We start from the raw sequence: 20,684 nt of genomic DNA, 5'->3' as shown, positions 1-20,684 counted from the left end.
ACGAGACGCAGGATTCTTTGGCTAGAGGGAGAATAAACGAGCGTTCAGTCCCCGAATACATCGCATTGAGGCCGAGAAACGGACGATTACCGCTCTCTCGTCAAACGCAGCGGTTTTTTCGCGATATGCTCGGCGAGATTCTCGTACATCTCTTTGATGTCGCCGGTCGACGCTTCCATGAACTGGTCCGTTCCACTCGCGCATAGCGGGATATTCGTCGCGTCGGCGCTTCCACCAAAGGATATCGCTTAGTTTTCGATGCCGCGATCTTTCATGGACCGGCAGATCGCAATCATGTCCAACGACGCCTTTTCGTTGCAGGCGTTGGAACTCGTTGTCGATTGATCGATGTAGCAGCGCCATTTTATGAGCCGATCAAACAAAACCACCTCGTCGCTATAGTTTGCGGGGAAAATACCTTGGGATGCTGGAAAGCTTCATTTCGAGCAGCCGTTGGCGGGCCGGCGGCGAGGTCAGCGAAACAATCACGCTCGCAAAGCAAGCATTCCAGATGAGACGGTGACGTAATGTACGGGGCTCCACATATCCATTTCCCATTCCGTCGGAATTCCGACTGATCTTTTTATGCTCAGTCGGTCGTCAAAAGTGGACGCAGCCGGTTCGTTCGATGCGGCGATGGATGACATGGCCGACCGGCCGGCTTTCCCCGATTTGGTAGGCGGCGCGAAGGATATCAGCTGCGTGTTCCGCAGCAGCCATATCCCGCGCATGGACGACGCCGATGGGGCGATCCCGGCTGGTCGTCTCGCCTATGCTGGCGAGGCTCGTAAAGCCGACCGAATGGTCGATGACGTCCGATGCTTGGCGGCGTCCGCCGCCGAGCGAGATCACGGCAAGGCCGATCTTTCGGGCGTCGATCGCGGAAACGCTCCCCTCTTCTTCTGAGAACACATCCAGCCGGATTGGGGCAGTCGGCAGATGGCTATCGGCGTTTTCAATAAAATCCGTCGGCCCGCCGAGGGCCTGAACCATTTGGCCGTAGCGCTCGGCCGCGGCCCCTGAGTCGAGTGCGTTTCGCGCCATCGATCTCGCCTCGTCGACGCTGCCGGCCAAACCGCCGTGTTGCAGGAGGTCTGCGGCAAGCGCCAGGGTCACCTCCTCCAGCCGCATCTCGCGTCGCTTGCCCGTCAGGACGGCGACGGCGTTCGCGACCTCCACCGCATTTCCGGCAGCGGATGCGAGAGGCTCGTTCATGTCGGTGATAAGGGCAGTGGTCTTCAGGCCCGCACCGTTGGCGACCGAGACGAGGCTTTCGGCGAGACCTCTTGCATCCTCCGGCGTCGCCATGAAGGCCCCGCTACCAACCTTCACGTCGAGGACCAGCGCATCGGTGCCGGCGGCGAGCTTCTTCGACAGGATCGAGGAGACGATCAGCGGCAGGCTGTCCACTGTCGCGGTGATGTCGCGGATGCCGTAAAGCCGCCGGTCGGCCGGGGCGAGATCGGCAGTAGCGGCGACGATGGCGCAGCCCGTCTCGCCGACGACGCGCCGCAGCGCGTCGAGGTTGGGGGCGCTCTGATAGCCCGGAATGGCATCCAGCTTGTCGAGCGTGCCGCCGGTATGGCCGAGGCCACGCCCGGAGATCATCGGCACCCGTGCGCCGCAGGCGGCGAGGATCGGCGCGAGGATCAGCGATACGCTGTCGCCGATGCCGCCAGTGGAATGCTTGTCGAGCACCGGCCGACCATCATCAGGCCAATCGAGCCTTTCGCCGGAATCACGCATCGCCTCGGTCAGCGCAACGGTCGCTTCGGTCGAGAGGCCCCGGCAGAACACGGCCATCGCAAAGGCCGCCGCCTGTGCCTCTCCCACATCGCCATTGACGAGACCGAGGATGAATGCCCCGATTTCCTCACGCGTCGCCGTCTCGCCGTCACGGATCTTGCGGAGGATCTCCTGAGGCAGAAACGCAGCCATGCTCAGAGGCCTTTGTCGGACGTCGCAAGCCGCCCGATCAGGGCCGCGAGAAGCCGCGCGAGGTCGGCACCACCCTTTGGGGCCATCGCCTTGGTTTCCTCGTGGCTGAGTTCCGCGCCGGTGATGCCCGCGCCCATATTGGTGATGACGGAGAAGGCGGCGACGCGCAGCCCCAGGAACCGGGCAAGGATCACCTCCGGCACGGTCGACATGCCGACGGCATCTGCGCCCAGCGTGCGCGCCATCCGGATTTCGGCCGGCGTCTCGAAACTCGGGCCGGAAAACCACGCATAGACGCCCGCGTGAAGATCGAATTCCAGTTCAGCGGCAATTGCGCGGGCGCTTTCCCTTATCGATGCATCATAGGCCGTGGTCATGCCGACGAAACGGCGGTCGGTCGGCTCGCCGATCAACGGGTTCGTTCCGGAAAGGTTGATGTGATCCTCGATCATCATCACCGCGCCGGGCCCCGCCTCTTGGATCAGGCTGCCGGCGGAATTGGTGAGGATCAGGATCTCGACGCCGAGCTCCGCGAGGGTCTCCAGCGGCCGGCGCATGACGTCCGCCTTGCCGTGCTCGTAGTAATGCGAGCGGCCTGACATCGCCGCGACCGGGACGCCCGAAAGCCGGCCGAGAACGAGCGAACCCTGATGGCCGGAAACGGTCGACACAGGAAAGCCATCGAGTTCTTGATAGCCGATCGTAACCGGCTCCTCGATCAGATCGACGAGACTGCCGAGCCCCGAGCCGAGGACAAGGCCGATCTTCGGGACAAGATCGGTGCGGCCCCGGATCGTCAGGGTGGCAGTTACCATCTTTCTCACCGCTCTTTTACGTAGGGCACGCCGCCGGCGCGCGGCGGGACGGCCTTGCCGATGAAGCCGGCGAGGAGCACGACGACGAGGATATAGGGAAGCGCCTGCATGAACTGGACCGGCACCTCGCCGATGCCGGGCAGCGACACGCCCTGAAGCCGGATCGCGCTTGCGTCCAGAAGGCCGAAAAGGAGGCATGCGCCGAGCAGCGGCCAGGGCTTCCACTTGGCGAAGATGAGCGCGGCGAGTGCGATGAAGCCCTTGCCGGCCGTCATGTCACGGACGAAGCCGGCCGATTGCGCGATAGAGAGATAGGCTCCCGCGAGGCCGCAGAAGATGCCGCAGACGATCACCGCCCGGTAGCGCAGCCAGGCGACGGAGATGCCCGCCGTATCGACCGCCGCCGGGTTCTCACCGACTGCGCGTAGGCGCAGTCCGAAGCGGGTGCGGTAGACGATCCAGGCCGTGAGCGGCACGGCGAGGAAGGCGAGATAGACGATGAGATTGTGCCCGGAGATCAGCGTCGCATAGATCGGGCCAAGGACCGGCACCCCGCTCAGGGCATCGGCGAAGGGGAGATCGATGGTGCCGAAGCGCCCGCTCGCCGGCAAGGGCGGCGTCTGGCCGCCGCGTGAGAACCACGCATAGCCGAGAAAGGCCGTAAGGCCCGCCGCGAGGAAATTGATCGCGACACCCGATACGATCTGGTTGCCGCGCTGGGTGATCGAGGCAAAGCCGTGAACCAGCGAGAGCGCGACCGAGGCGAGAATGCCGGCTGCGAGTGCGAGCCAGGCCGAGCCGGTGACCGCGCCGACAGCGGCAGCCGCGAAGGCCGCGATCAGCATCTTGCCCTCCAGCCCGATATCGAAGACGCCGGCCCGCTCGGAAAAGAGCCCGCCGAGGGCGGCGAGGATCAGCGGGATCGAGAGGCGCACGGTCGAATCGAGAAGGAGGATCAGCGCGTCGAAGCTCATCAGGTGCGCACCTTTCCGGGCTCTGCAGCCGCGAGGCTTTCCTGCCGCTGCGAGATCAGCGACCAGCCGCGCGTCAGGCCGGGCCGGAACATGTGCTCCAGCGCGCCGGCGAAGAGGATCACGAGGCCCTGGATGACGACGATCATGTCGCGCGAGATCGACGGCATGTCGAAGGCGAGCTCGGCACCGCCCTGATAGAGAACGCCGAATAGGATCGAGGCAAGGACGATGCCGACCGGATGCGCCCGGCCCATAAGCGCGACGGCGATGCCGACGAAGCCCGCCCCGCCGACGAAATCGATCTGCAGGCGCTGCTGGTCGCCAAGCACTGGATTAAGCGCCATCACGCCGGCGAGCGCGCCGGAAATCATCATCGCGACGACGGTGACGCGGACGGGCGAGATGCCGGCATAAAGCGCGGCCGTCGGGCTGAAGCCCATGGTGCGGATTTCATAGCCGAGCCTCGTCCGCCAGATCAGCAGATAGACGAGAAGAGCGGCCGCGAGGGCGACGAGAAAGGTGAGATTGAGGGGCGATGCGCCGATATCGATGCCGAAGAGGGAGAACAGGCCGTTTAGTTTCGGCAGCGTGCCACCTGCCGCGAAGGTGCGCGTCTCCGGCTGCATGGAGCCGGCTGGCGACAGGTGCTCGACGAGGAGCCAGACCATGAAGCTCGCGGCGATGAAGTTGAACATGATCGTCGTGATGACGATATGGCTGCCGCGCTTGGCCGCGAGCCAGCCCGGCACGAAGGCCCAAGCCGCGCCGAAGGCCGCCGCCATGACGAGTGCAAGCGGGAATGTCACCCACCACGGCACGTACTGGTCGAGCATCAGTGCTGCGAGCGCGCAGCCGAGGCCGCCCACATAGGCCTGGCCCTCGCCACCGATATTGAAGAGCCCGGCATGGAAGGCGACCGCGACGGCAAGGCCCGTCAGCATGAAGTTCGTCGCGTAGAACAGGGTGAAGCCGATGCCTTCGCCATAGCCGATCGCGCCGTAGACGAGATAGCCGACCGCATCGAGCGGATTCTCGCCGATCAACAGTACGACGAGGCCGGAGACGAGGAACGCCGCCGCCACGTTGAGAAGCGGGATGACGGTGTAGTCGATCCAGGCGGGCAGCTGGCCGGACGAGCGGACTTTTGCGCCGGACGCCGCCATCAGGCCGCCTCCTCGTCGGAGATGCCGGTCATCAGAAGACCGAGTTGGGCTTCGCTCGTCTCGGGATCGCGCTCGCCGACGATGCGTCCGCCGCACATGACGAGGATGCGGTCCGACAGCGCCCTGATCTCGTCGAGCTCTACCGAAACGAGGAGGATGGCGCAGCCGGCATCGCGCATTTCGACGAGGCGGGCGTGGATAAACTCGATCGCGCCGATATCGACGCCGCGGGTCGGCTGGCCGACGAGGAGGATTTTCGGGGCGCGCTCCATCTCGCGGGCAAGCACGATCTTCTGCTGGTTGCCGCCGGAAAAGTTCGCTGCCTTCAGGTGCGGGTCTGGCGGGCGGATGTCGTATTGCTCGATATGCCGGAAGGCATGCTTTCGGATCGCGGTTCGGTCAAGGAAAAGACCGCGCGCATAGCCGGCATCGTCGTGATAGCCGAGAATGGCGTTCTCGTCCTCCGAGAAGGCGGTGACGAGGCCGGCGCGGTGCCGGTCCTCCGGCACATGGGCAAGACCCAGGCGGCGCCGCGCGGCAGCATCGGCGGGGATAGTGAGATCGACGAGCTCGCCGTCGATATGGAGCGTTCCGCCGGTCGCCGTGCGCATGCCGGAGAGGACCTCCAGCAGTTCCGACTGGCCGTTCCCCGCGACACCCGCAATGCCGACGATCTCGCCGGCCCTGATTGAAAAACTTGCATCCTGAAGGAGCCGCACGCCGCGCTTGTCGGTGAGCGACAGGCCGCTCGCCTCCAGCATGGTGCGGCCGGGTTTGGCCGGCTGCTTGTCGACGCGCAGGAGGACGCGGCGGCCCACCATCTCCTCGGCGAGTTGGGGTGGCGATGTCTCCGCCGTCGTCATGGTGGCGACGATCTCGCCCTGGCGCATGACCGAAACGGTATCGGTCGCCTCCATGATCTCGCGCAGCTTGTGGGTGATGAGGATGACCGTCCGCCCCTGATCGCGCAGCTGGGCGAGGATGCGAAACAAGTGATCGGCCTCGGCCGGCGTCAGGACGCCCGTCGGCTCGTCGAGGATGAGGGTCTCGGCCCCGCGATAGAGGGCTTTGAGGATTTCGACGCGCTGTTGCAGGCCGACCGGCAGGTCCTCGACGACCGCGTCTGGATCGACCTCCAGCGCGAAGTGCCGTTCGAGCCGCTGGAGCTCAGCCCGAACCTTGGCGACCCCGCCCTTCAGCCGTGCCCCGCCTTCGACGCCGAGCATCACGTTTTCAAGGACGGTGAAGGTCTCGACCAGCATGAAATGCTGGAACACCATGCCGATGCCGGCGGCGATCGCATCGTCCGGCGAGCGGATGTCGACCGGCTTTCCGTCGACGCGGATTTCGCCGCCATCGGCCTGATAGTAGCCATAGAGGATCGACATCAGGGTCGATTTGCCGGCCCCGTTCTCGCCCACGATGCCATGAATCGTGCCCTTCTCGACCTTCAGATGGATGTTTTTATTGGCGCGGACCGGACCGAAGCTCTTGTCGATGCCGACAAGTTCGATCGCAGGCGGCGGATGGCCCGCCGCCGTGTCCGAAGTCGCACCCGATCGGGCCGACCTCTCCATCATGCTCACCGGCGCTTCGTTCAGGATTTCGCCGGGCAGGAATCGTCGGTCATATAGTCGTGGACTTCGACCTCGCCGGAGATGATCTTCTCGCGGGCCTCGCCGACGCGCGCTTCCATCTCTTCGGTGATCAGCTCACGATTGTTCTCGTCGAGCGCCCAGGCGACACCGTCCTGTTCGAGGCCGAGTTCCTCGGTGCCGGCGGACCATTCGTCATTGGCGAGATCTTCTATGGTTTCGAAGACTGCGTTGTCGACGCGCTTGACCATCGAAGTCAGCACCGAGCCTGGATGGGTCATGTTCTGGTTGGAGTCGACTCCAATGCCGAGCTTGCCGGCATCTGCCGCCGCCTGAAGGACGCCGATGCCCGTTCCGCCGGCCGCATGATAGACGACGTCCGCGCCCTGATCGAACTGGGACTTGGCGAGCTCGCCGCCGCGCACGGGGTCGTTCCAGGCCGCACCCGTGGTGCCGGTCATGTTCTCGTAAACCTCGATGTCAGGATTGACCGCCTTCGCGCCCTCGACATAGCCGCAGGCGAACTTGCGGATGAGCGGAATATCCATGCCGCCGACGAAGCCGATTTTGCCTGTTTCCGACGCCATGGCGGCGAGAACGCCAACCAGATAGGAGCCCTGCTCCTCCTTGAAGAGGATCGAGCGCACGTTCGGCTTGTCGACGACGGCGTCGATGATGGCAAAATGGGTGTCGGGATATTCTTCGGCGACCTTTTCCATAGCCTGGGCCTGTGAAAAGCCGATGCCGATCACGGGATCGAAGCCGCGCCGGGCGAAGTTGCGCAGGGCCTGCTCGCGCTGGGAATCCGACTGGATCTCGAAATCGCGATAGGCGGTGCCGGTCTCTTCCTCGTAGCGCTCGGCCCCGTTATAGGCCGCCTCGTTGAAGGATTTGTCGAACTTGCCGCCGAGATCGTAGACGATGGCCGGCTGCACCTCGGCCGCCTGAACCTGCGTGGCGACAAGCGCTGCAGCGGCGGCCGCAATCAAGGTAAGACGCATTCGGTTTTCCTTGTTTGGTTCTTGGGCCGACCCCGTAGTTCGACGAAGTCGGCCCGATGTCAGGAAGTTTGCCTTGAAGAAGACCGCAACGACCGCTGTTTGTCGAGGGACTTCAGTCCCTTGACCGACACAGATCGGTGAGCGCTCCGGCATGGCCCGAACATTTGTCCGGGCCGCAATCAATGGCCTTGCAGTTGCCGGTTTTGCCGATGCTTATTCCTGCATCTCTTTGGCTTTGTTCGTTACCACGTCCGTCCAGGCGCCTTCCGGTTCCTTTGTGATGACCGGATCGGAGCCACCGGACATCAGCGTTTCGACAGTCGCTTCTGCGGCGGAGACGTCGAGGGTGCCGTCGGAGCCTTCCGTCAGCTTGTTGATCTCTTCCATCATGCGGATCTGATGTTCTTCGGTCTGGGCACCGGTGGCGTCGTTTTCGAGCACGATATTCGCCGCTTCTTCCGGGTTCTCGCGGGCATATTCCCAGCCCTTCATCGAGGCGGCCACGAAGCGGGCATAGGTGTCGACCATTTCGGGGTCTTCCAGATCGGCCTCGTCCACATAGAGGCCGTCCTCCAGCGTCGCGACGCCCTGGTCGGTGTAATTGAAGACGACGAGATCCTCCGGCGTGTAGCCGGCGTCGATCACCTGCCAGTATTCGTTATAGGTCATGGTCGAGATGCAATCGGCCTGCTTCTGGATGAGCGGGTCGACGTTGAAGCCCTGCTTCAGCACCTCGACACCGTCTTCCCCGCCTTCGGTCGGGATCTCGAGCTTCGACATCCATGACAGGAACGGATATTCGTTGCCGAAGAACCAGACGCCGAGGGTGCGGCCCTTGAAGTCCTCCGGACTTTCGATGCCGGTCTCCTTCAGGCAGGTGAGCTGCATGCCCGAGCGCGCGAAGGGCTGGGCAATGTTGACGAGCGGCACGCCCTTTTCGCGGCTGGCGAGGGCAGACGGCATCCAGTCGACGATGACGTCCGCCCCGCCGCCGGCGAGCACCTGCGGCGGCGCGATGTCCGGCCCGCCGGGTTTGATGGTGACGTTGAGGCCGGCCTCTTCGTAGAAGCCCTGATCCTGCGCGACGTAATAGCCGGCGAACTGGGCCTGGGTCACCCATTTCAGCTGCAGGGTGAGATCGTCCATGTCCTGGGCAAGCGAGGCGGCGGTGCCCGCGCCGAGGGTAAGCGTGGTGGCGACGGTGAGGCCCATCAGGGTCTTCAGTTTCATGGCGAACTCCTTGTTGACGTTGGTCGTTTTTCGAAAAGAACTCTCATGCCCTGCGACGGTTGGACGGATGCCAGAAGGTGACGGCCCGCTCGGCGAGCGCGAGGAGGCCGTAGGAGAGCGAACCGGCAAGGGCGGCGACGAAGATCTCTGCCCAAACCATGTCCACATTCATGCGCCCGACTTCCGTGGAGATGCGAAAGCCCATGCCGACGATGGGCGTGCCGAAGAATTCCGCCACGATGGCACCGATGAGCGCGAGCGTCGAGTTGATTTTCAGCGCGTTGAAGATGAAGGGCATGGCGGCGGGTAGACGCAGATATCGCAGGCTCTGCCAGTAGGACGAGGCATAGGTCGCCATCAGGTCGCGCTCCATGCGGCTGGCCGCGGCAAGGCCTGCGAGCGTGTTCACCATCATCGGGAAGAAGGTCATGATGACGACGACGGCAGCCTTGGAAGGCCAGTCGAAGCCGAACCACATGACCATGATCGGGGCGACGCCAATGATCGGCAGGGCCGAGACGAGATTGCCGACAGGCAGCATGCCGGCCCTCAGGAACGGCGAACGGTCGATGAGGATCGCAGCGAGAAAGCCAGCCCCGCAGCCGATGGCATAACCCGCAAGCACCGCCTTCAGATAGGTCTGCTTGAAGTCGGCCCAGAGCGTCGGGACGGAGTCGGTGATCCGGTCCCAGATGAGGGACGGCGGCGGCAGAATGACCTGCGGCACGTCGAGCCCGCGTGTGACGCCTTCCCAGAGCGCGAGAAGGCCGATGCCGAAGAGGATGGGGATCGTGAGGTCGACGGCGCGCTGGCTGAGAGCGTTTCCGGTCCGCACCCGCGCAAGGCCGAGATTGGCCGCGAAGGCGAGCGCCCAGACGGCGATCGCGACGTAGAGGATCGCGATGCCGGTCACGCCTGCACCCCCATCCGCCGATTGACCAGCCGGCCGCCGAAATCGATCAGCATGACGAGGAGGGCCGCGAGAATCGCGGCGGTCATCAGGGCGCTCCAGATCTGGACGGTCTGGCCATAATAGGAGCCGGCCAGCAGCCGCGCACCGAGGCCCGAGACGGCCCCTGTCGGCAGTTCGCCGACAATCGCGCCGACGAGGGCGATCGCGACGCCCACTTTCATGGAGGCGAAGAGATAGGGCATCGCGGCCGGCCATCTGAGCTTCGCCAGCGTCTGCGTGCCCGACGCGCTGTAGGTTCGCATCAGGTCGAGATGCATGCCGTCCGGCGATCTGAGCCCCGCCACCATGCCGACGGCGACCGGGAAAAAGGCGAGATACATGGAGATGAACGCCTTCGGCAGGAGGCCGGTGATCCCTTGCGTTGCGAAGATGACTATGATCATCGGCGCGATGGCGAGGATCGGGATCGTCTGGGAGGTGATGATCCAGGGCATCAGGCTCTTGTCGAGCACCTTGGAATGGACGATGCCGACCGCCAGCGCGACGCCGAGCGCCGTACCGAGAAGGAAGCCGAGAAGGGTCGAGGAGAGCGTGATCGAGGCATGGTAGAGGAGGCTGCGCTTGGAGGTGGGCGCGGTGTCGACGATCGTCTTCCACATCTCCGCCGCTACCTGATGGGGCGCGGGCAGGACCGGCCGCTTCTGGCTCATCGTGTCGGCGACCATCGCACTGAGCGAGAGTTCGGTGTTCGCGCGGGAAGCGACGTCATAGGCGAAGGGCGCGTTCAGCCAGATCGCGCCTAGATACCAGAGCGCTACGATACCGGCGAGCACGGTGAGGATCGGCAGCAGCCTCAGCCGCAAAACGGTGAAGAACGCGCCGAGCCTCATGGGCGATACTTTCCGGCGACGCGCTCAATCATAGGCATGCCCTGCCCGTAGCCCGTCGCGGACGCGGTGGGCGATTTCGAGGAATTTCGGGCTCTCGCGGATGTCGAGCGGGCGGTCTGGCCCAAGATCGCAGTCGATGATCTCGTGGATGCGGCCGGGGCGCGGGCTCATCACGACGATGCGCGTGGAGAGGAATACGGCCTCGGGGATCGAATGGGTGACGAAGACGATGGTCTTCTTCGTCCGCGCCCAAAGTTTGAGGAGCTGTTCATTGAGATGGTCGCGGACGATCTCGTCGAGCGCGCCGAACGGCTCGTCCATCAACAGCATGTCCGGCTCGACCGCGAGCGCGCGGGCGATCGAAGCGCGCTGCTGCATGCCGCCGGAGAGCTGCCACGGAAATTTCTTACCGAAATCCTTGAGGTCGACGAGTTCGAGGTTGTCGCGAATCCGCCGCTCCCGCTCGGCCCTGTCGATCCCCATGATCTCAAGCGGCAGGCCCACATTGTCGCGGATCGTCCGCCACGGAAAGAGCGCCGCAGCCTGGAAGACGTAGCCATAAGCCCGCGCCTTGCGTGCCTCCTCCGGGCTCATGCCATTGACGGTGATTTCGCCGCCGGTCGGCGTTTCGAGATCGGCGATCACCCGAAGCAGCGTGGTCTTGCCGCAGCCCGATGGGCCGATCAGCGAAACGAACTCGCCCTGGCTGATACTGAGATCGATGTTCGACAGCGCATGGACGGGAGTGTCCGCGGTCTGGAAGGTGAGGTCCAGATTCTTGGCGGAGATGACGGTAGAGGGATCTTCCAGTCTGCCGGGCGCGGCATTCATCGTCTCATTCCTTGCAAGCTCGGCCGAAAGGAGGCCGCGGGTTCGTGGACGAGTGCGCTAGGGGTTGCTTGCATGTCGACGAGAGCCGAGCTGACCAATTCATAACCAAAACTATAGCCCAACCAGCGCGGAAGGTCCCCCGCGCCGAAGAAGCACCGCGCGTGTCCATAGCGTTTGTCGTCCCAATGCCTATCAAAGAAGTCAACATGGTTCGCAAGCTCGCTACGGGTCAGGGCCGCTTCCCAAGGCTCCGGCGGCGAATCGTAGAGTTGCTTGACGAATTGGCTGGCAAGGCCCTCGCTCACGAGAGCCTCGCCGAGCGTATTTCCGTAGCCCGGGCCCCGCCAGCGCATGACGTGGTGGAACTCATGAACGATCATGCGTTCCAACGCTTCGCCAAGATGGGAGCGAAGGTTGTTATTGGCCGGATCGAAGGTGAGTTGCATCATCGTGCCGGTCGGCGCGTAACCGACATGACCAAGCTCGGGAATGACCTGCCCCGGCCAAGCCTGAACGACCACGTCGAGATTGATCGCCGGCATATGAGCCTCAACGTTTCTTTCCGCGCGTTCGAGGGCACGGCTGATGGGCTCGATGAGGTTGCCGAACTGGTTGTTGGCATTCGCGTAATGAAGCGTCCAGCTCATCGTCACTTCGGTCGATCGTGATTGATAAGGCGATTCATACTGGTTGTACTTCCTCGCGTATCAGCTTTTCGGCGAGGGGAAGCATATGATGTTCGCATAACGGGGCGAGTGCGATCTTCGGTGGCGAAAGGTGGGCGGCCATAAGATCTCCTCGATTTCCGCTGCTGCTGCGGGTGCCTCTTCGCATCGCGCGCTGAAGACATGCGCAACGACCTGGCAACCGGGTTCGTTTGCGGCGACGTCCGTGTACGCCCTATGCTCAATCAGCTGGTCCGATGGCAGATCGAGGCCCAATTCCTCAAAGACTTCTCGACGCGCGGCCTCTGTGAAGGACTCACCGGGCTCAAGCTTCCCACCCGACTGCTTGAAACGTGTCGTTCCACGCTTTCTCACGAGAAGAGTGCGGCCGCCGGGGCCAAGAAAAGGACAGCGGCAACTGACACTTCACGCATTCTCGACAACTCAAACCCCGCTCATCGGAATGCCCGTCCGCTCCACCTTGCGCGGAGCGGTGAGCTCCTTCCAGGTCGACAGCGCCTTGTTGACTGGCGCGTTGGCGGGGCGCTCGATGAAGCGGCCGTCGCCTTTTTCGGCGCGGACATCGCCATCCTTGTAGACCACCTTGCCGCGCGAGATGGTGATGACCGGGAGGCCTTTCACCTCGACGCCTTCGAAGACGTTGTAGTCGATGGCCGACTTCTGGGTTTTGGCCGAAATCGTCTTCGTCGCGCCCGGATCGAGGATCACGAGATCGGCGTCTGCGCCCTTCAGGATCGCGCCCTTGCGTGGGTAGACGTTGAGGATCTTGGCGATATTGGTGGAGGTGACGGCGACGAATTCGTTCATCGTCAGGCGGCCGGTGACGACGCCCTTGGTCCAGAGGACGGCGAGGCGATCCTCAAGGCCGCCAGTGCCGTTCGGGATCTTGGTGAAATCGCCGAGGCCCATGCGCTTCTGCTCGGTGGTGAAGGCGCAGTGATCGGTGGCAACCACCTGAAGTGAGCCAGCCGCAAGGCCCGCCCAGAGGGAATCCTGATGCTGCTTGTTGCGGAAAGGCGGGCTCATCACGCGCCGCGCCGCGTGGTCCCAGTCGGGATGGGCGTATTCACTCTCGTCGAGAACCAGATGCTGGATCAGCGGTTCGCCGTAGACGCGCATGCCCTTCTGGCGCGCCCGGCGGATTGCCTCATGGGCCTGTTCGCATGAGGTGTGGACGACGTAAAGCGGCACGCCGGCCTGATCGGCGATCATGATGGCCCGATTGACGGCCTCACCCTCGACCTCCGGCGGGCGGGAATAGGCGTGGGCTTCCGGGCCGTTATTGCCCTCTTCCATCAGCTTCTGCTGGAGGAAGGCGACCACGTCGCCGTTCTCGGCATGGACCAGCGGCATCGCGCCGATTTCGGCGCAGCGGTTGAACGAGGCGAACATCTCGTCGTCGTTCACCATCAAGGCGCCCTTGTAGGCCATGAAGTGCTTGAAGGTGTTGATGCCGGCCTCGACCACCTTCGGCATCTCGTCGAAGAACTTCTCGCCCCACCATGTAACGCCCATGTGGAAGGAATAGTCCGTGCGCGCGGGGCCTGCCTTCTGGAACCAGGTCTGCAACGCGTCGAGCGGGCTTTCGTCAGGGCCCGGCAGGCAGAAATCGACGGTCATGGTCGTGCCGCCGGCGAGCGCTGCGGCCGTGCCTGTATCGAAGTCGTCGGAGGAGAACGTGCCCATGAAGGGCATTTCCATATGGGTGTGCGGATCGATGCCGCCCGGCATGACATAGGCGCCGGAGGCATCCACCACCTCGTCGCCGGACAGGTTTTCGCCGATCTCGACGATTGTGCCGCCGTCGACGAGGATGTCGGCCTTGTAGGTGAGATCGGCGGTGACGATGGTACCGCCCTTGATGACGAGGGTCATGGGGTTTCTCCTGTCTTCTGTAGCTTTAGTCGAAGTCTGGAAAAGACATTTGCCTAGGAGGCTTGAGATGCTCGATCACTTTTTTGATTATATATTCGGTCTTAAGCCCTGCATCGCTTTGAGATTGTATGATTCGAACATCGCAAATTAAGACGTCACCTTTAGAAAATGAGACCGAGCTATTATCAACTCTTGCGATGAAATCTTCGTCTTCAATTAAAGCACTTATCTGACTAGTGCCATTAAAAAGCCTCCATTTATTTCCTTCTTTAAAAGTGAGCGAAACCATGGAGAAGGCCGATCTTCTCACATCATCAAGTATCACTCTATCAGAGGAAGATTGAAACCGAAAGCTTTCAGCTTCTTCTTCTTTAACGCTGATCCTCTCAAATTCCCCTTCTATTACCTTAAATTTCTCAATTCCAGACTTGCTGAGCGGCTTTCTAATGAGTTCCTCTGCAGCTTTTCTTACAGAAATTTCTTGATATAGTGATAGCAACTCAATTGGAACGGTGAAAGACTGTGTATCGATTGTGATGCGGACCGTGTTTTCGTCGAGTTTTTCTATGCGATCTGGATTTCTTCCTTTCAGTGTTTTAATAAGCCATATTAGGCCACCTGAAGTACCAGCACCAATAAGTATCAATTCTTTTAGATTGATCGCTGCCGTTACCCAGTCGCCGGACAGCAGGTCTTTCGCCTGCTGGCCCCATGTTTGCACGACCTCCATAGAATTTCGAAGCTGCCTAATTCCGTCGCACGAACATCAATACGGATTTTAGCTCTGTCTCCATTCAGTGCGGTATTTGCAGCTTCGAACAGTTGGCCCGCCGCCAATAGGGCTGGCGCCAGATCTCGGACATCCATCGAGCCGTTTTCAAGGGCAGGGCCATCATATGCGATTTTAAACTGCGTCTTACTCATCTCAACGGGCTGCGTTCGATCAGAGGATGGTTGAATTTGGAATCCGAGACTTCCTGTGTCCGACAACGTATTTTCCTAAATTTGATGCTTGACCAACGGAGTTTGCAGGAGGGCGAAAGATTTTATTCTTAAAACTCTGCCACAGAATTTTTCGAAGTCAGATTTCTTATGTCTGACTTGGCGATCACCGCCCTTTTGCGCTTCATGCGCCTCTAAAATTCCGGATAATCCCAGTCAGGCACCCAGATTTCGACGGGTATGAACCCCATCGCGCGAAGTTCAGCCCGTTGCTTTTCCGTCAGTTCCTTCGGTCGGCCCATGGCGAGTTCCTGCAGCTGGTTCACCGGCCTATCCTACTCCACGATCTCCGCCGTCTCCACCACGGCATGCAGGAGAACGTCCGCGCCGGCCTTCGCCCAGTCCTTGGTGATCTCCTCGGCTTCGTTGTGGGAGAGCCCGTCGACGCAGGGGCACATGATCATCGCGGTGGGCGCCAGCCTGTTGATCCAGCAGGCGTCGTGTCCTGCGCCCGAAACGATATCTTTGTGACTGTAGCCGAGCCGTTCGGCGCCATCGCGGATCGTCTGGACGAGGCCCCGATCGAATTCCGGCGGGTCGAACTGGCCGACGATCTCGTGGGAGAGTTCGACGCCGAGCGCCTCGCACAGTTTCGGCGCTTCCTCCTCGAAGCGCTCGACCATGGCGTTCAGCCGGTCGAGCTCGTGGCTGCGGAAGTCGATCGTGAAGACGACCTTGCCGGGGATGATGTTGCGGGAGTTGGGATAGACGTCGATATGCCCGATCGCACCGACGGCGTTCGGCGCGTTGTCCATGGCAATTTCGTGGACGAGTTCGGTGATCTGGGAGAGGCCGCGGCCTGCATTCCTGCGCATGGGCATCGGCGTCGATCCGGTATGGCTCTCCTTGCCGGTCACCGTGCACTGGATCCAGCGCAAGCCCTGCCCATGGGTGACGACGCCGATATCCTTGCCTTCGGCCTCGAGGATCGGGCCCTGCTCGATATGAAGCTCCAGGAAGGCGTGCATCTTGCGCGCGCCGACCTCTTCCTCGCCCTTCCAGCCGATGCGCGCCAGCTCGTCGCCGAAGGCGAGACCCTTTGCATCGGTCTTGGCGTAAGCCTCTTCCAGAGGAATGACACCGGCGAAAACCCCGGACGCCATCATGGCCGGGGCAAAGCGCGTACCTTCCTCGTTCGTCCAGTTGGTGACCACGATCGGATGCTTCGTCTTGATGTCGAGGTCGTTGAGCGTCCGAACGACCTCCAGCGCGCCGAGAACGCCGAGAACGCCGTCATAGCGCCCGCCTGTCGGCTGGGTGTCGAGATGGCTGCCGACATAGACCGGCAGGGCGTCCGGGTCCGCTCCCTCGCGGCGCATGAACATCGTGCCCATCGCGTCGACGCCCATCGTGAGCCCTGCGGCTTCGCACCATTTCTTGAAGAGAGCCCGACCCTTGGCGTCGTCGTCCGTCAGGGTTTGCCGGTTGTTGCCGCCGGCAACGCCCGGGCCGATCTCGGCCATCTCGTGGATGGCATTCCAGAGCCTGTCCGCGTCGATCCGCATATTGGATTGCAGGCTCATAGGGCACCTCTCGATCGACAGAGTCGTTCTTGACTGTTTGGTCAAAAATGAACGTATGAAAGGCTCGGCGGCGGGTCAAGCCGCTTCCGCATCGCATCTGTGCATCATTTCGCGATGCATAAAGCGCAGGCAGTCGACGAGGGCAAAGGCTTGGATCAATTGACTGATCGACCGGTGGACGAAGCGCAGACACGCATTCAGGCGAAAAACCGCGAAGCGATTCTCGTGGCGGCGCGGGAGGTGTTTGCGCGGCACGGCTTGCGTGGCGCGACGCTCGACGAGATCGCCGCGACGGCCGGCATGTCGAAGCCGAACATGCTCTATTACTTCCGGCGCAAGACCGATCTCTACAAGGCGGTTCTCGAAGAGGTCATGGCCGACTGGCTGTCGCCGCTCGACGCTCTCGATCCGAACGGCGATCCGATCGAAGAGCTTCGCCGCTATATCACCGCGAAAATGGCCTTGTCCTTTAAGCATCCCCAGGCCTCGCGCCTCTTTGCGGGTGAGATCCTCGCCGGCGCCCCGCATATCGATCGCTATCTGTCGACGGACCTGAAGGCGATCGTCGAGCGGAAGGCGAAGACGATCGCGACATGGGTTTCCGAGGGACGCCTCGCCCCGATCGAACCCTATCACCTGATCTTCGCCATCTGGGCCGTCACCCAGCATTACGCCGATTTCGACGTGCAGATCGGCGCAATCCTCGGACGCCAGACGAAACAGCCGGGGTTCGAGGATCAGGCGGCGCAGGCCGTGCTGACGCTACTCTTGAGAGGGGCGGCGCCCCGCTGAGCTTATTCCGCCGCGTCGGGCACCACAGGTTCGGCGGCAAATTGCTGGGCCTCTCTCGATGCCCCGGAGGAGGGGTTGTTCGGGTGCTGGGTCCAGTTGGCATAGCCATCGTTCGCCGGCTTTCCGGTGCGTGGATCGACACCGGAAATCGTCTCCATGGTGATGCAGTCCTCGACCGGACAGACATTGACGCAGAGATTGCAGCCGACGCATTCGGCGTCGATCACCTCGAAATGGCGTTTGCCGTCCACTTCCTTCGTGATCGCCTGATGGGAGGTATCCTCGCAGGCGATGTGGCAGCGCCCGCATTTGATACAGAGGTCCTGGTCGATCCGCGCCTTGGTGACGTAGTTGAGGTTGAGATACTGCCAGTCGGTGACGTTCGGCACGGCGCGGCCGCGAAAATCCTCGATCGAGGCAAAGCCCTTCTCGTCCATATAGTTGGAGAGGCCCGTGATCATCTCCTGCACCACGTGGAAGCCGTAGGTCATCGCCGCCGTGCAGACCTGAACCGTGCCGCAGCCGAGCGCGATGAACTCCGCCGCGTCGCGCCAGGTGCTGACGCCGCCGATGCCGGAGATCGGCAGGCCGGCCGTCTCCGGATCGCGCGCGATCTCGGCGACCATGTTGAGGGCGATGGGCTTGACCGCCGGGCCGCAATAACCGCCATGGGAGCCCTTGCCGTCGATGGTCGGCTCGGGCGCGAAGAGATCGAGATCGACCGAGGTGATCGAGGAGATCGTGTTGATGAGCGAGACCGCGTCCGCCCCGCCGCTCTTGGCCGCCCGCGCCGGGTAGCGGACATCGGTGATGTTCGGCGTCAGCTTCACGATGACCGGGAGATCGGTGTTCTCCTTGCACCAGCGCGCCACCATCTCGATGTATTCCGGCACCTGCCCGACGGCCGAGCCCATGCCGCGCTCGCTCATCCCGTGCGGGCAGCCGAAATTGAGCTCGACGCCGTCGCAGCCGGTGGTCTCGACACGTTTCAGAATCGCCTTCCACGCCTCCTCCTCGCACGGGACCATCAGCGAGACGATCATCGCCCTGTCCGGCCAGACCTTCTTCACCGCCTCGATCTCACGAAGATTGGTGTCGAGGTCGCGGTCGGTGATAAGCTCGATATTGTTGAGCCCGAGCAGCCGGCGATCGCCGCCATGGATCGCACCGTAGCGCGGGCCGTTGACGTTGACGACCGGCGGCCCGGCCTCGCCAAGCGTCTTCCAGACGACACCGCCCCATCCGGCCCGAAAGGCGCGCTCCACATTGTATTGCTTGTCGGTCGGCGGCGCCGAGGCGAGCCAAAACGGATTGGGCGATGTGATGCCGAGGAAGGAGGTGGTGAGGTCAGCCATGGTGCAGGCTCCAGTTCTGGCGGCTCTGTTCGAGGAGTGCTATCTTCAGGCTATGATCGTTTTGCGAGTTCTTGCAGTCCGCAGGGCGAAGGATCACGCGTCTTATTTTCTTCTGGAGAGCGCTCACATGAGTGATGGACTCGATTACACGGTCACACTCATTCCCCAGTAGGAAGGTGGCTACACCGTGCGGGTCCCGGCTCTGCCGGAGGTTGTCACTGAAGGTGACACGCGCGAGGAGGCTCTTGCCATGGCGCGTGAGGCCATCGAGCTTGTTCTGGAATGCTATCGCGAAGAAGGGATCGCGGCGCCTGAAAACATCCGGCCGGTCATGGAAGACGTTCATATAGCGGCTTGAGATGAATCCGCGACGCCTGCCAGTCGTAACCGAACGTGAAGTCATTCGGGCTTCGCGCAAAGGCGGGTTTGTCGTTGTGCGGCAGAAGGGGAGCCATGTGCGGCTCGTCCATTCCGAGGACAAATCTCGAAAGACGACCGTTCCAGACCATGGCTCTCGCCTTCTGAAAGACCGAACGTTGGACGCCATTCTCGATGAGGCAGTGATCTCGCCTGAAGATTTCATGGCTCTTCTCTGACGGGCGCTCACCATCCTATCCGGCCAGCGCGACATGAATGTCTTCCGCCGCGATCTTGCCGTCTTCAACGGCGACCACCGTCAGGTCCGAGCCACCGAAGATGCAGTCGCCGCCGGCCCAGACCTTGGCCATCGACGTCTTGCGATCGTCGCCGACCCTGATCCGCCCGCCTTCGAGATCGAGTTTCGCGGCTTCCGCCGAGACGCCGTCCGGCACGAAGCTCTGGCCGATCGCCTTGAAGATCTGGTCGGCTTCGAGGGTCACCTCCTCGCCGGTACCGGTGAGCTTTCCGTCCGCGCCGGACGCCGTCCGCTCGAAGGTGATGCCCGTCACATGGCCGCCCTCGGCATGAATGCGCGCCGGCTGCAGATTGAAGCGGAGGTGCACCCCGCGCGTCGCCGCAACCTCCTGTTCATAGGCTGACGCACCCATCGACTCGCGGCCGCGCCGATAGGCGATGGTGACCTCCTCGGCTCCGAGATTCTTCGCCTGAACGCCGGCATCGATCGCCGTCATGCCGCCGCCGATAACGACGACGCGCCGGCCGACGGGCACGGTCGAAAGATCGGTCGTCTGGCGGAGATCGGCGATCCAGCCGACCGCGTCCATCGCGCCCTCCGCAGTTTCGCCATCGGCTTTCAGCGCGTTGACGCCGGCAAGTCCCATCCCGAGGAAGACGGCGTCGTAGTCGCGAGCAAGCGCGTCCAGATGGATATCCCGGCCGAGCGCCTTGCCGGTCTCGATCGTGATACCGCCAATCCCAAGAAGAAAATCGACCTCGGCCTGGGCCACGCCCTCCGTCGCCTTGTAGGCCGCGATGCCGTATTCGTTGAGCCCGCCAGCCTTGTCGCGCGCCTCGAACACCGTCACGTCATGGCCATGCATGGCAAGCCGGTGCGCGCAGGAAAGGCCGGCCGGGCCGGCCCCGACGATCGCGATCCGCTTGCCCGTCGCCGCTGCCCGCTGAAACGGATGGCTTGTCGCATGAGCCATCAGATGGTCGGTCGCATAGCGCTGCAGCATGCCGATCCGTACGGGCTTGCCCTCGGCCACCTCCCGCACGCAGACCTCCTCGCAGAGCGTCTCGGTCGGGCAGACCCGCGCGCACATTGCGCCGAAAATATTCTCTTCCAGGATCGTCTTCGCCGCGCCGTCCGGATTGTCCGCCCCGATCTGGCGGATGAACAGCGGAATATCGATGCCCGTCGGGCAGGCGTTCATGCACGGCGCGTCATAGCAGAAATAGCAGCGATCAGCCTCGACAACCGCCTCGTGCCGGGTGAGCGCCGGATGGAGATCGGAAAAGTTTCTCTCCAGCGCATCCGCACCGAGCCGGCCGGAATTGATGTCGGGACGGTCGGACGCTGCGCTCATGCGGATCTCCGGACTTTGGAAACGTTCAAAACTCAGTCTGCAATTTTTGACCGAAAGGTCAAATTTTTTATGCAAGGTTCTCCTAAAACAGGCGTGATTATGAGCCAGCTGGAAGACATTATCGGGGTTAG

The 20,684-nt window shown here is 62.4% G+C and carries 21 protein-coding genes and 1 pseudogene; 3 read left to right on the top strand and 19 right to left on the bottom strand.

Annotated features, from left to right (window positions below):
- Positions 1-600: 600 nt before the first annotated feature.
- The 17 genes and pseudogenes from deoA to ABRA89_RS02625 all read right to left on the bottom strand — a co-directional run bounded on the left by deoA (position 601) and on the right by ABRA89_RS02625 (position 16,436).
- Positions 601-1,938, bottom strand: coding sequence for a thymidine phosphorylase (gene deoA, locus ABRA89_RS02700; RefSeq protein WP_349939898.1), 1,338 nt, complete (start codon positions 1,936-1,938; stop codon positions 601-603).
- A gap of 2 nt (positions 1,939-1,940) precedes the next feature.
- A complete protein-coding gene (locus ABRA89_RS02695; protein WP_349939897.1) occupies positions 1,941-2,753 on the bottom strand; it encodes a purine-nucleoside phosphorylase in 813 nt (270 codons plus the stop codon).
- A 5-nt stretch (positions 2,754-2,758) separates the two neighbouring features.
- Positions 2,759-3,727: an ABC transporter permease gene (locus ABRA89_RS02690; protein WP_349939896.1), complete on the bottom strand. Its 969-nt coding sequence runs from the start codon at positions 3,725-3,727 to the stop codon at positions 2,759-2,761.
- Positions 3,727-4,890, bottom strand: coding sequence for an ABC transporter permease (locus tag ABRA89_RS02685; protein ID WP_349939895.1), 1,164 nt, complete (start codon positions 4,888-4,890; stop codon positions 3,727-3,729). Before ABRA89_RS02685 ends, ABRA89_RS02690 begins: the two co-directional genes overlap by 1 nt.
- Positions 4,890-6,467, bottom strand: coding sequence for an ABC transporter ATP-binding protein (locus tag ABRA89_RS02680; protein WP_349939977.1), 1,578 nt, complete (start codon positions 6,465-6,467; stop codon positions 4,890-4,892). The genes ABRA89_RS02685 and ABRA89_RS02680 overlap by 1 nt, the downstream gene beginning before the upstream one ends.
- A gap of 20 nt (positions 6,468-6,487) precedes the next feature.
- The gene (locus ABRA89_RS02675) at positions 6,488-7,486 is read right to left on the bottom strand and encodes a BMP family lipoprotein (RefSeq protein ID WP_349939894.1); all 999 of its coding nucleotides are present in this window, start codon (positions 7,484-7,486) and stop codon (positions 6,488-6,490) included.
- 213 nt (positions 7,487-7,699) lie between these two features.
- The gene (locus tag ABRA89_RS02670) at positions 7,700-8,716 is read right to left on the bottom strand and encodes an ABC transporter substrate-binding protein (RefSeq protein ID WP_349939893.1); all 1,017 of its coding nucleotides are present in this window, start codon (positions 8,714-8,716) and stop codon (positions 7,700-7,702) included.
- 43 nt (positions 8,717-8,759) lie between these two features.
- Positions 8,760-9,629, bottom strand: a complete 870-nt coding sequence (locus ABRA89_RS02665) for an ABC transporter permease (protein ID WP_349939892.1) — start codon at positions 9,627-9,629, stop codon at positions 8,760-8,762.
- Positions 9,626-10,519: an ABC transporter permease gene (locus tag ABRA89_RS02660; protein WP_349939891.1), complete on the bottom strand. Its 894-nt coding sequence runs from the start codon at positions 10,517-10,519 to the stop codon at positions 9,626-9,628. Before ABRA89_RS02660 ends, ABRA89_RS02665 begins: the two co-directional genes overlap by 4 nt.
- A gap of 24 nt (positions 10,520-10,543) precedes the next feature.
- On the bottom strand, positions 10,544-11,350 hold the full coding sequence (locus ABRA89_RS02655) for an ABC transporter ATP-binding protein (protein ID WP_349939890.1): 807 nt from the start codon (positions 11,348-11,350) through the stop codon (positions 10,544-10,546).
- Entirely contained in the window at positions 11,347-11,997 is a 651-nt protein-coding gene (locus tag ABRA89_RS02650) for a DUF2268 domain-containing putative Zn-dependent protease (RefSeq protein ID WP_349939889.1), read from the bottom strand. The genes ABRA89_RS02655 and ABRA89_RS02650 overlap by 4 nt, the downstream gene beginning before the upstream one ends.
- A gap of 60 nt (positions 11,998-12,057) precedes the next feature.
- Positions 12,058-12,414 (bottom strand): annotated as a pseudogene (locus ABRA89_RS02645) (NUDIX hydrolase); the annotation flags it as partial.
- 45 nt (positions 12,415-12,459) lie between these two features.
- A complete protein-coding gene (gene hydA / locus ABRA89_RS02640; protein WP_349939887.1) occupies positions 12,460-13,911 on the bottom strand; it encodes a dihydropyrimidinase in 1,452 nt (483 codons plus the stop codon).
- A gap of 25 nt (positions 13,912-13,936) precedes the next feature.
- The gene (locus ABRA89_RS02635) at positions 13,937-14,632 is read right to left on the bottom strand and encodes an LAPAL motif-containing putative phage structural protein (RefSeq protein WP_349939886.1); all 696 of its coding nucleotides are present in this window, start codon (positions 14,630-14,632) and stop codon (positions 13,937-13,939) included.
- On the bottom strand, positions 14,581-14,835 hold the full coding sequence (locus tag ABRA89_RS20405) for an LAPAL motif-containing putative phage structural protein (RefSeq protein WP_463671239.1): 255 nt from the start codon (positions 14,833-14,835) through the stop codon (positions 14,581-14,583). Before ABRA89_RS20405 ends, ABRA89_RS02635 begins: the two co-directional genes overlap by 52 nt.
- A 212-nt stretch (positions 14,836-15,047) precedes the next feature.
- Positions 15,048-15,179, bottom strand: a complete 132-nt coding sequence (locus ABRA89_RS02630; RefSeq protein WP_349939885.1) for an antitoxin MazE-like protein — start codon at positions 15,177-15,179, stop codon at positions 15,048-15,050.
- Positions 15,180-15,188: 9 nt separating this feature from the next.
- Positions 15,189-16,436, bottom strand: coding sequence for a Zn-dependent hydrolase (locus ABRA89_RS02625; protein WP_349939884.1), 1,248 nt, complete (start codon positions 16,434-16,436; stop codon positions 15,189-15,191).
- A 159-nt stretch (positions 16,437-16,595) separates the two neighbouring features.
- Between ABRA89_RS02625 and ABRA89_RS02620 the strand changes: the two genes are divergently transcribed.
- The gene (locus tag ABRA89_RS02620) at positions 16,596-17,228 is read left to right on the top strand and encodes a TetR family transcriptional regulator C-terminal domain-containing protein (RefSeq protein WP_349939883.1); all 633 of its coding nucleotides are present in this window, start codon (positions 16,596-16,598) and stop codon (positions 17,226-17,228) included.
- A 2-nt stretch (positions 17,229-17,230) separates the two neighbouring features.
- Here ABRA89_RS02620 and preA read toward each other — a convergent pair whose 3' ends face one another.
- Positions 17,231-18,583 carry an NAD-dependent dihydropyrimidine dehydrogenase subunit PreA gene (preA, locus tag ABRA89_RS02615; RefSeq protein ID WP_349939882.1) on the bottom strand — a complete coding sequence of 451 codons (1,353 nt, stop codon included), beginning with the start codon at positions 18,581-18,583 and terminating at the stop codon, positions 17,231-17,233.
- 187 nt (positions 18,584-18,770) lie between these two features.
- On the opposite strand from preA, the gene ABRA89_RS02610 reads away from it, so the two are divergent.
- Together ABRA89_RS02610 and ABRA89_RS02605 are read left to right on the top strand one after the other, a co-directional pair.
- Positions 18,771-18,941 (top strand): type II toxin-antitoxin system HicB family antitoxin, encoded by a 171-nt coding sequence (locus ABRA89_RS02610; RefSeq protein ID WP_349939881.1) that lies wholly within the window; start codon positions 18,771-18,773, stop codon positions 18,939-18,941.
- A gap of 1 nt (position 18,942) precedes the next feature.
- Entirely contained in the window at positions 18,943-19,179 is a 237-nt protein-coding gene (locus ABRA89_RS02605) for a type II toxin-antitoxin system HicA family toxin (RefSeq protein WP_349939880.1), read from the top strand.
- Positions 19,180-19,194: 15 nt separating this feature from the next.
- Here ABRA89_RS02605 and ABRA89_RS02600 read toward each other — a convergent pair whose 3' ends face one another.
- Positions 19,195-20,553 (bottom strand): NAD(P)-dependent oxidoreductase, encoded by a 1,359-nt coding sequence (locus tag ABRA89_RS02600; protein ID WP_349939879.1) that lies wholly within the window; start codon positions 20,551-20,553, stop codon positions 19,195-19,197.
- Positions 20,554-20,684 lie beyond the last annotated feature (131 nt).

It is taken from the genome of Fulvimarina thalattae, assembly GCF_040239565.1.
In the GTDB taxonomy this organism is placed as follows: Bacteria; Pseudomonadota; Alphaproteobacteria; order Rhizobiales; family Rhizobiaceae; genus Fulvimarina.
This window is presented reverse-complemented; position numbering and strand designations above follow the sequence as displayed.

Bases quoted from the DNA above. Each gene is read 5' to 3' on its own strand.
- deoA (WP_349939898.1), bottom strand. From the start codon at position 1,938: ATGGCTGCGTTTCTGCCTCAGGAGATCCTCCGCAAGATCCGTGACGGC.
- ABRA89_RS02695 (WP_349939897.1), bottom strand. From the start codon at position 2,753: ATGGTAACTGCCACCCTGACGATCCGGGGCCGCACCGATCTTGTCCCG.
- ABRA89_RS02690 (WP_349939896.1), bottom strand. From the start codon at position 3,727: ATGAGCTTCGACGCGCTGATCCTCCTTCTCGATTCGACCGTGCGCCTC.
- ABRA89_RS02685 (WP_349939895.1), bottom strand. From the start codon at position 4,890: ATGGCGGCGTCCGGCGCAAAAGTCCGCTCGTCCGGCCAGCTGCCCGCC.
- ABRA89_RS02680 (WP_349939977.1), bottom strand. From the start codon at position 6,467: ATGGAGAGGTCGGCCCGATCGGGTGCGACTTCGGACACGGCGGCGGGC.
- ABRA89_RS02675 (WP_349939894.1), bottom strand. From the start codon at position 7,486: ATGCGTCTTACCTTGATTGCGGCCGCCGCTGCAGCGCTTGTCGCCACG.
- ABRA89_RS02670 (WP_349939893.1), bottom strand. From the start codon at position 8,716: ATGAAACTGAAGACCCTGATGGGCCTCACCGTCGCCACCACGCTTACC.
- ABRA89_RS02660 (WP_349939891.1), bottom strand. From the start codon at position 10,519: ATGAGGCTCGGCGCGTTCTTCACCGTTTTGCGGCTGAGGCTGCTGCCG.
- ABRA89_RS02655 (WP_349939890.1), bottom strand. From the start codon at position 11,350: ATGAATGCCGCGCCCGGCAGACTGGAAGATCCCTCTACCGTCATCTCC.
- ABRA89_RS02650 (WP_349939889.1), bottom strand. From the start codon at position 11,997: ATGAGCTGGACGCTTCATTACGCGAATGCCAACAACCAGTTCGGCAAC.
- hydA (WP_349939887.1), bottom strand. From the start codon at position 13,911: ATGACCCTCGTCATCAAGGGCGGTACCATCGTCACCGCCGATCTCACC.
- ABRA89_RS20405 (WP_463671239.1), bottom strand. From the start codon at position 14,835: ATGAGTAAGACGCAGTTTAAAATCGCATATGATGGCCCTGCCCTTGAA.
- ABRA89_RS02625 (WP_349939884.1), bottom strand. From the start codon at position 16,436: ATGAGCCTGCAATCCAATATGCGGATCGACGCGGACAGGCTCTGGAAT.
- preA (WP_349939882.1), bottom strand. From the start codon at position 18,583: ATGGCTGACCTCACCACCTCCTTCCTCGGCATCACATCGCCCAATCCG.
- ABRA89_RS02605 (WP_349939880.1), top strand. From the start codon at position 18,943: ATGAATCCGCGACGCCTGCCAGTCGTAACCGAACGTGAAGTCATTCGG.
- ABRA89_RS02600 (WP_349939879.1), bottom strand. From the start codon at position 20,553: ATGAGCGCAGCGTCCGACCGTCCCGACATCAATTCCGGCCGGCTCGGT.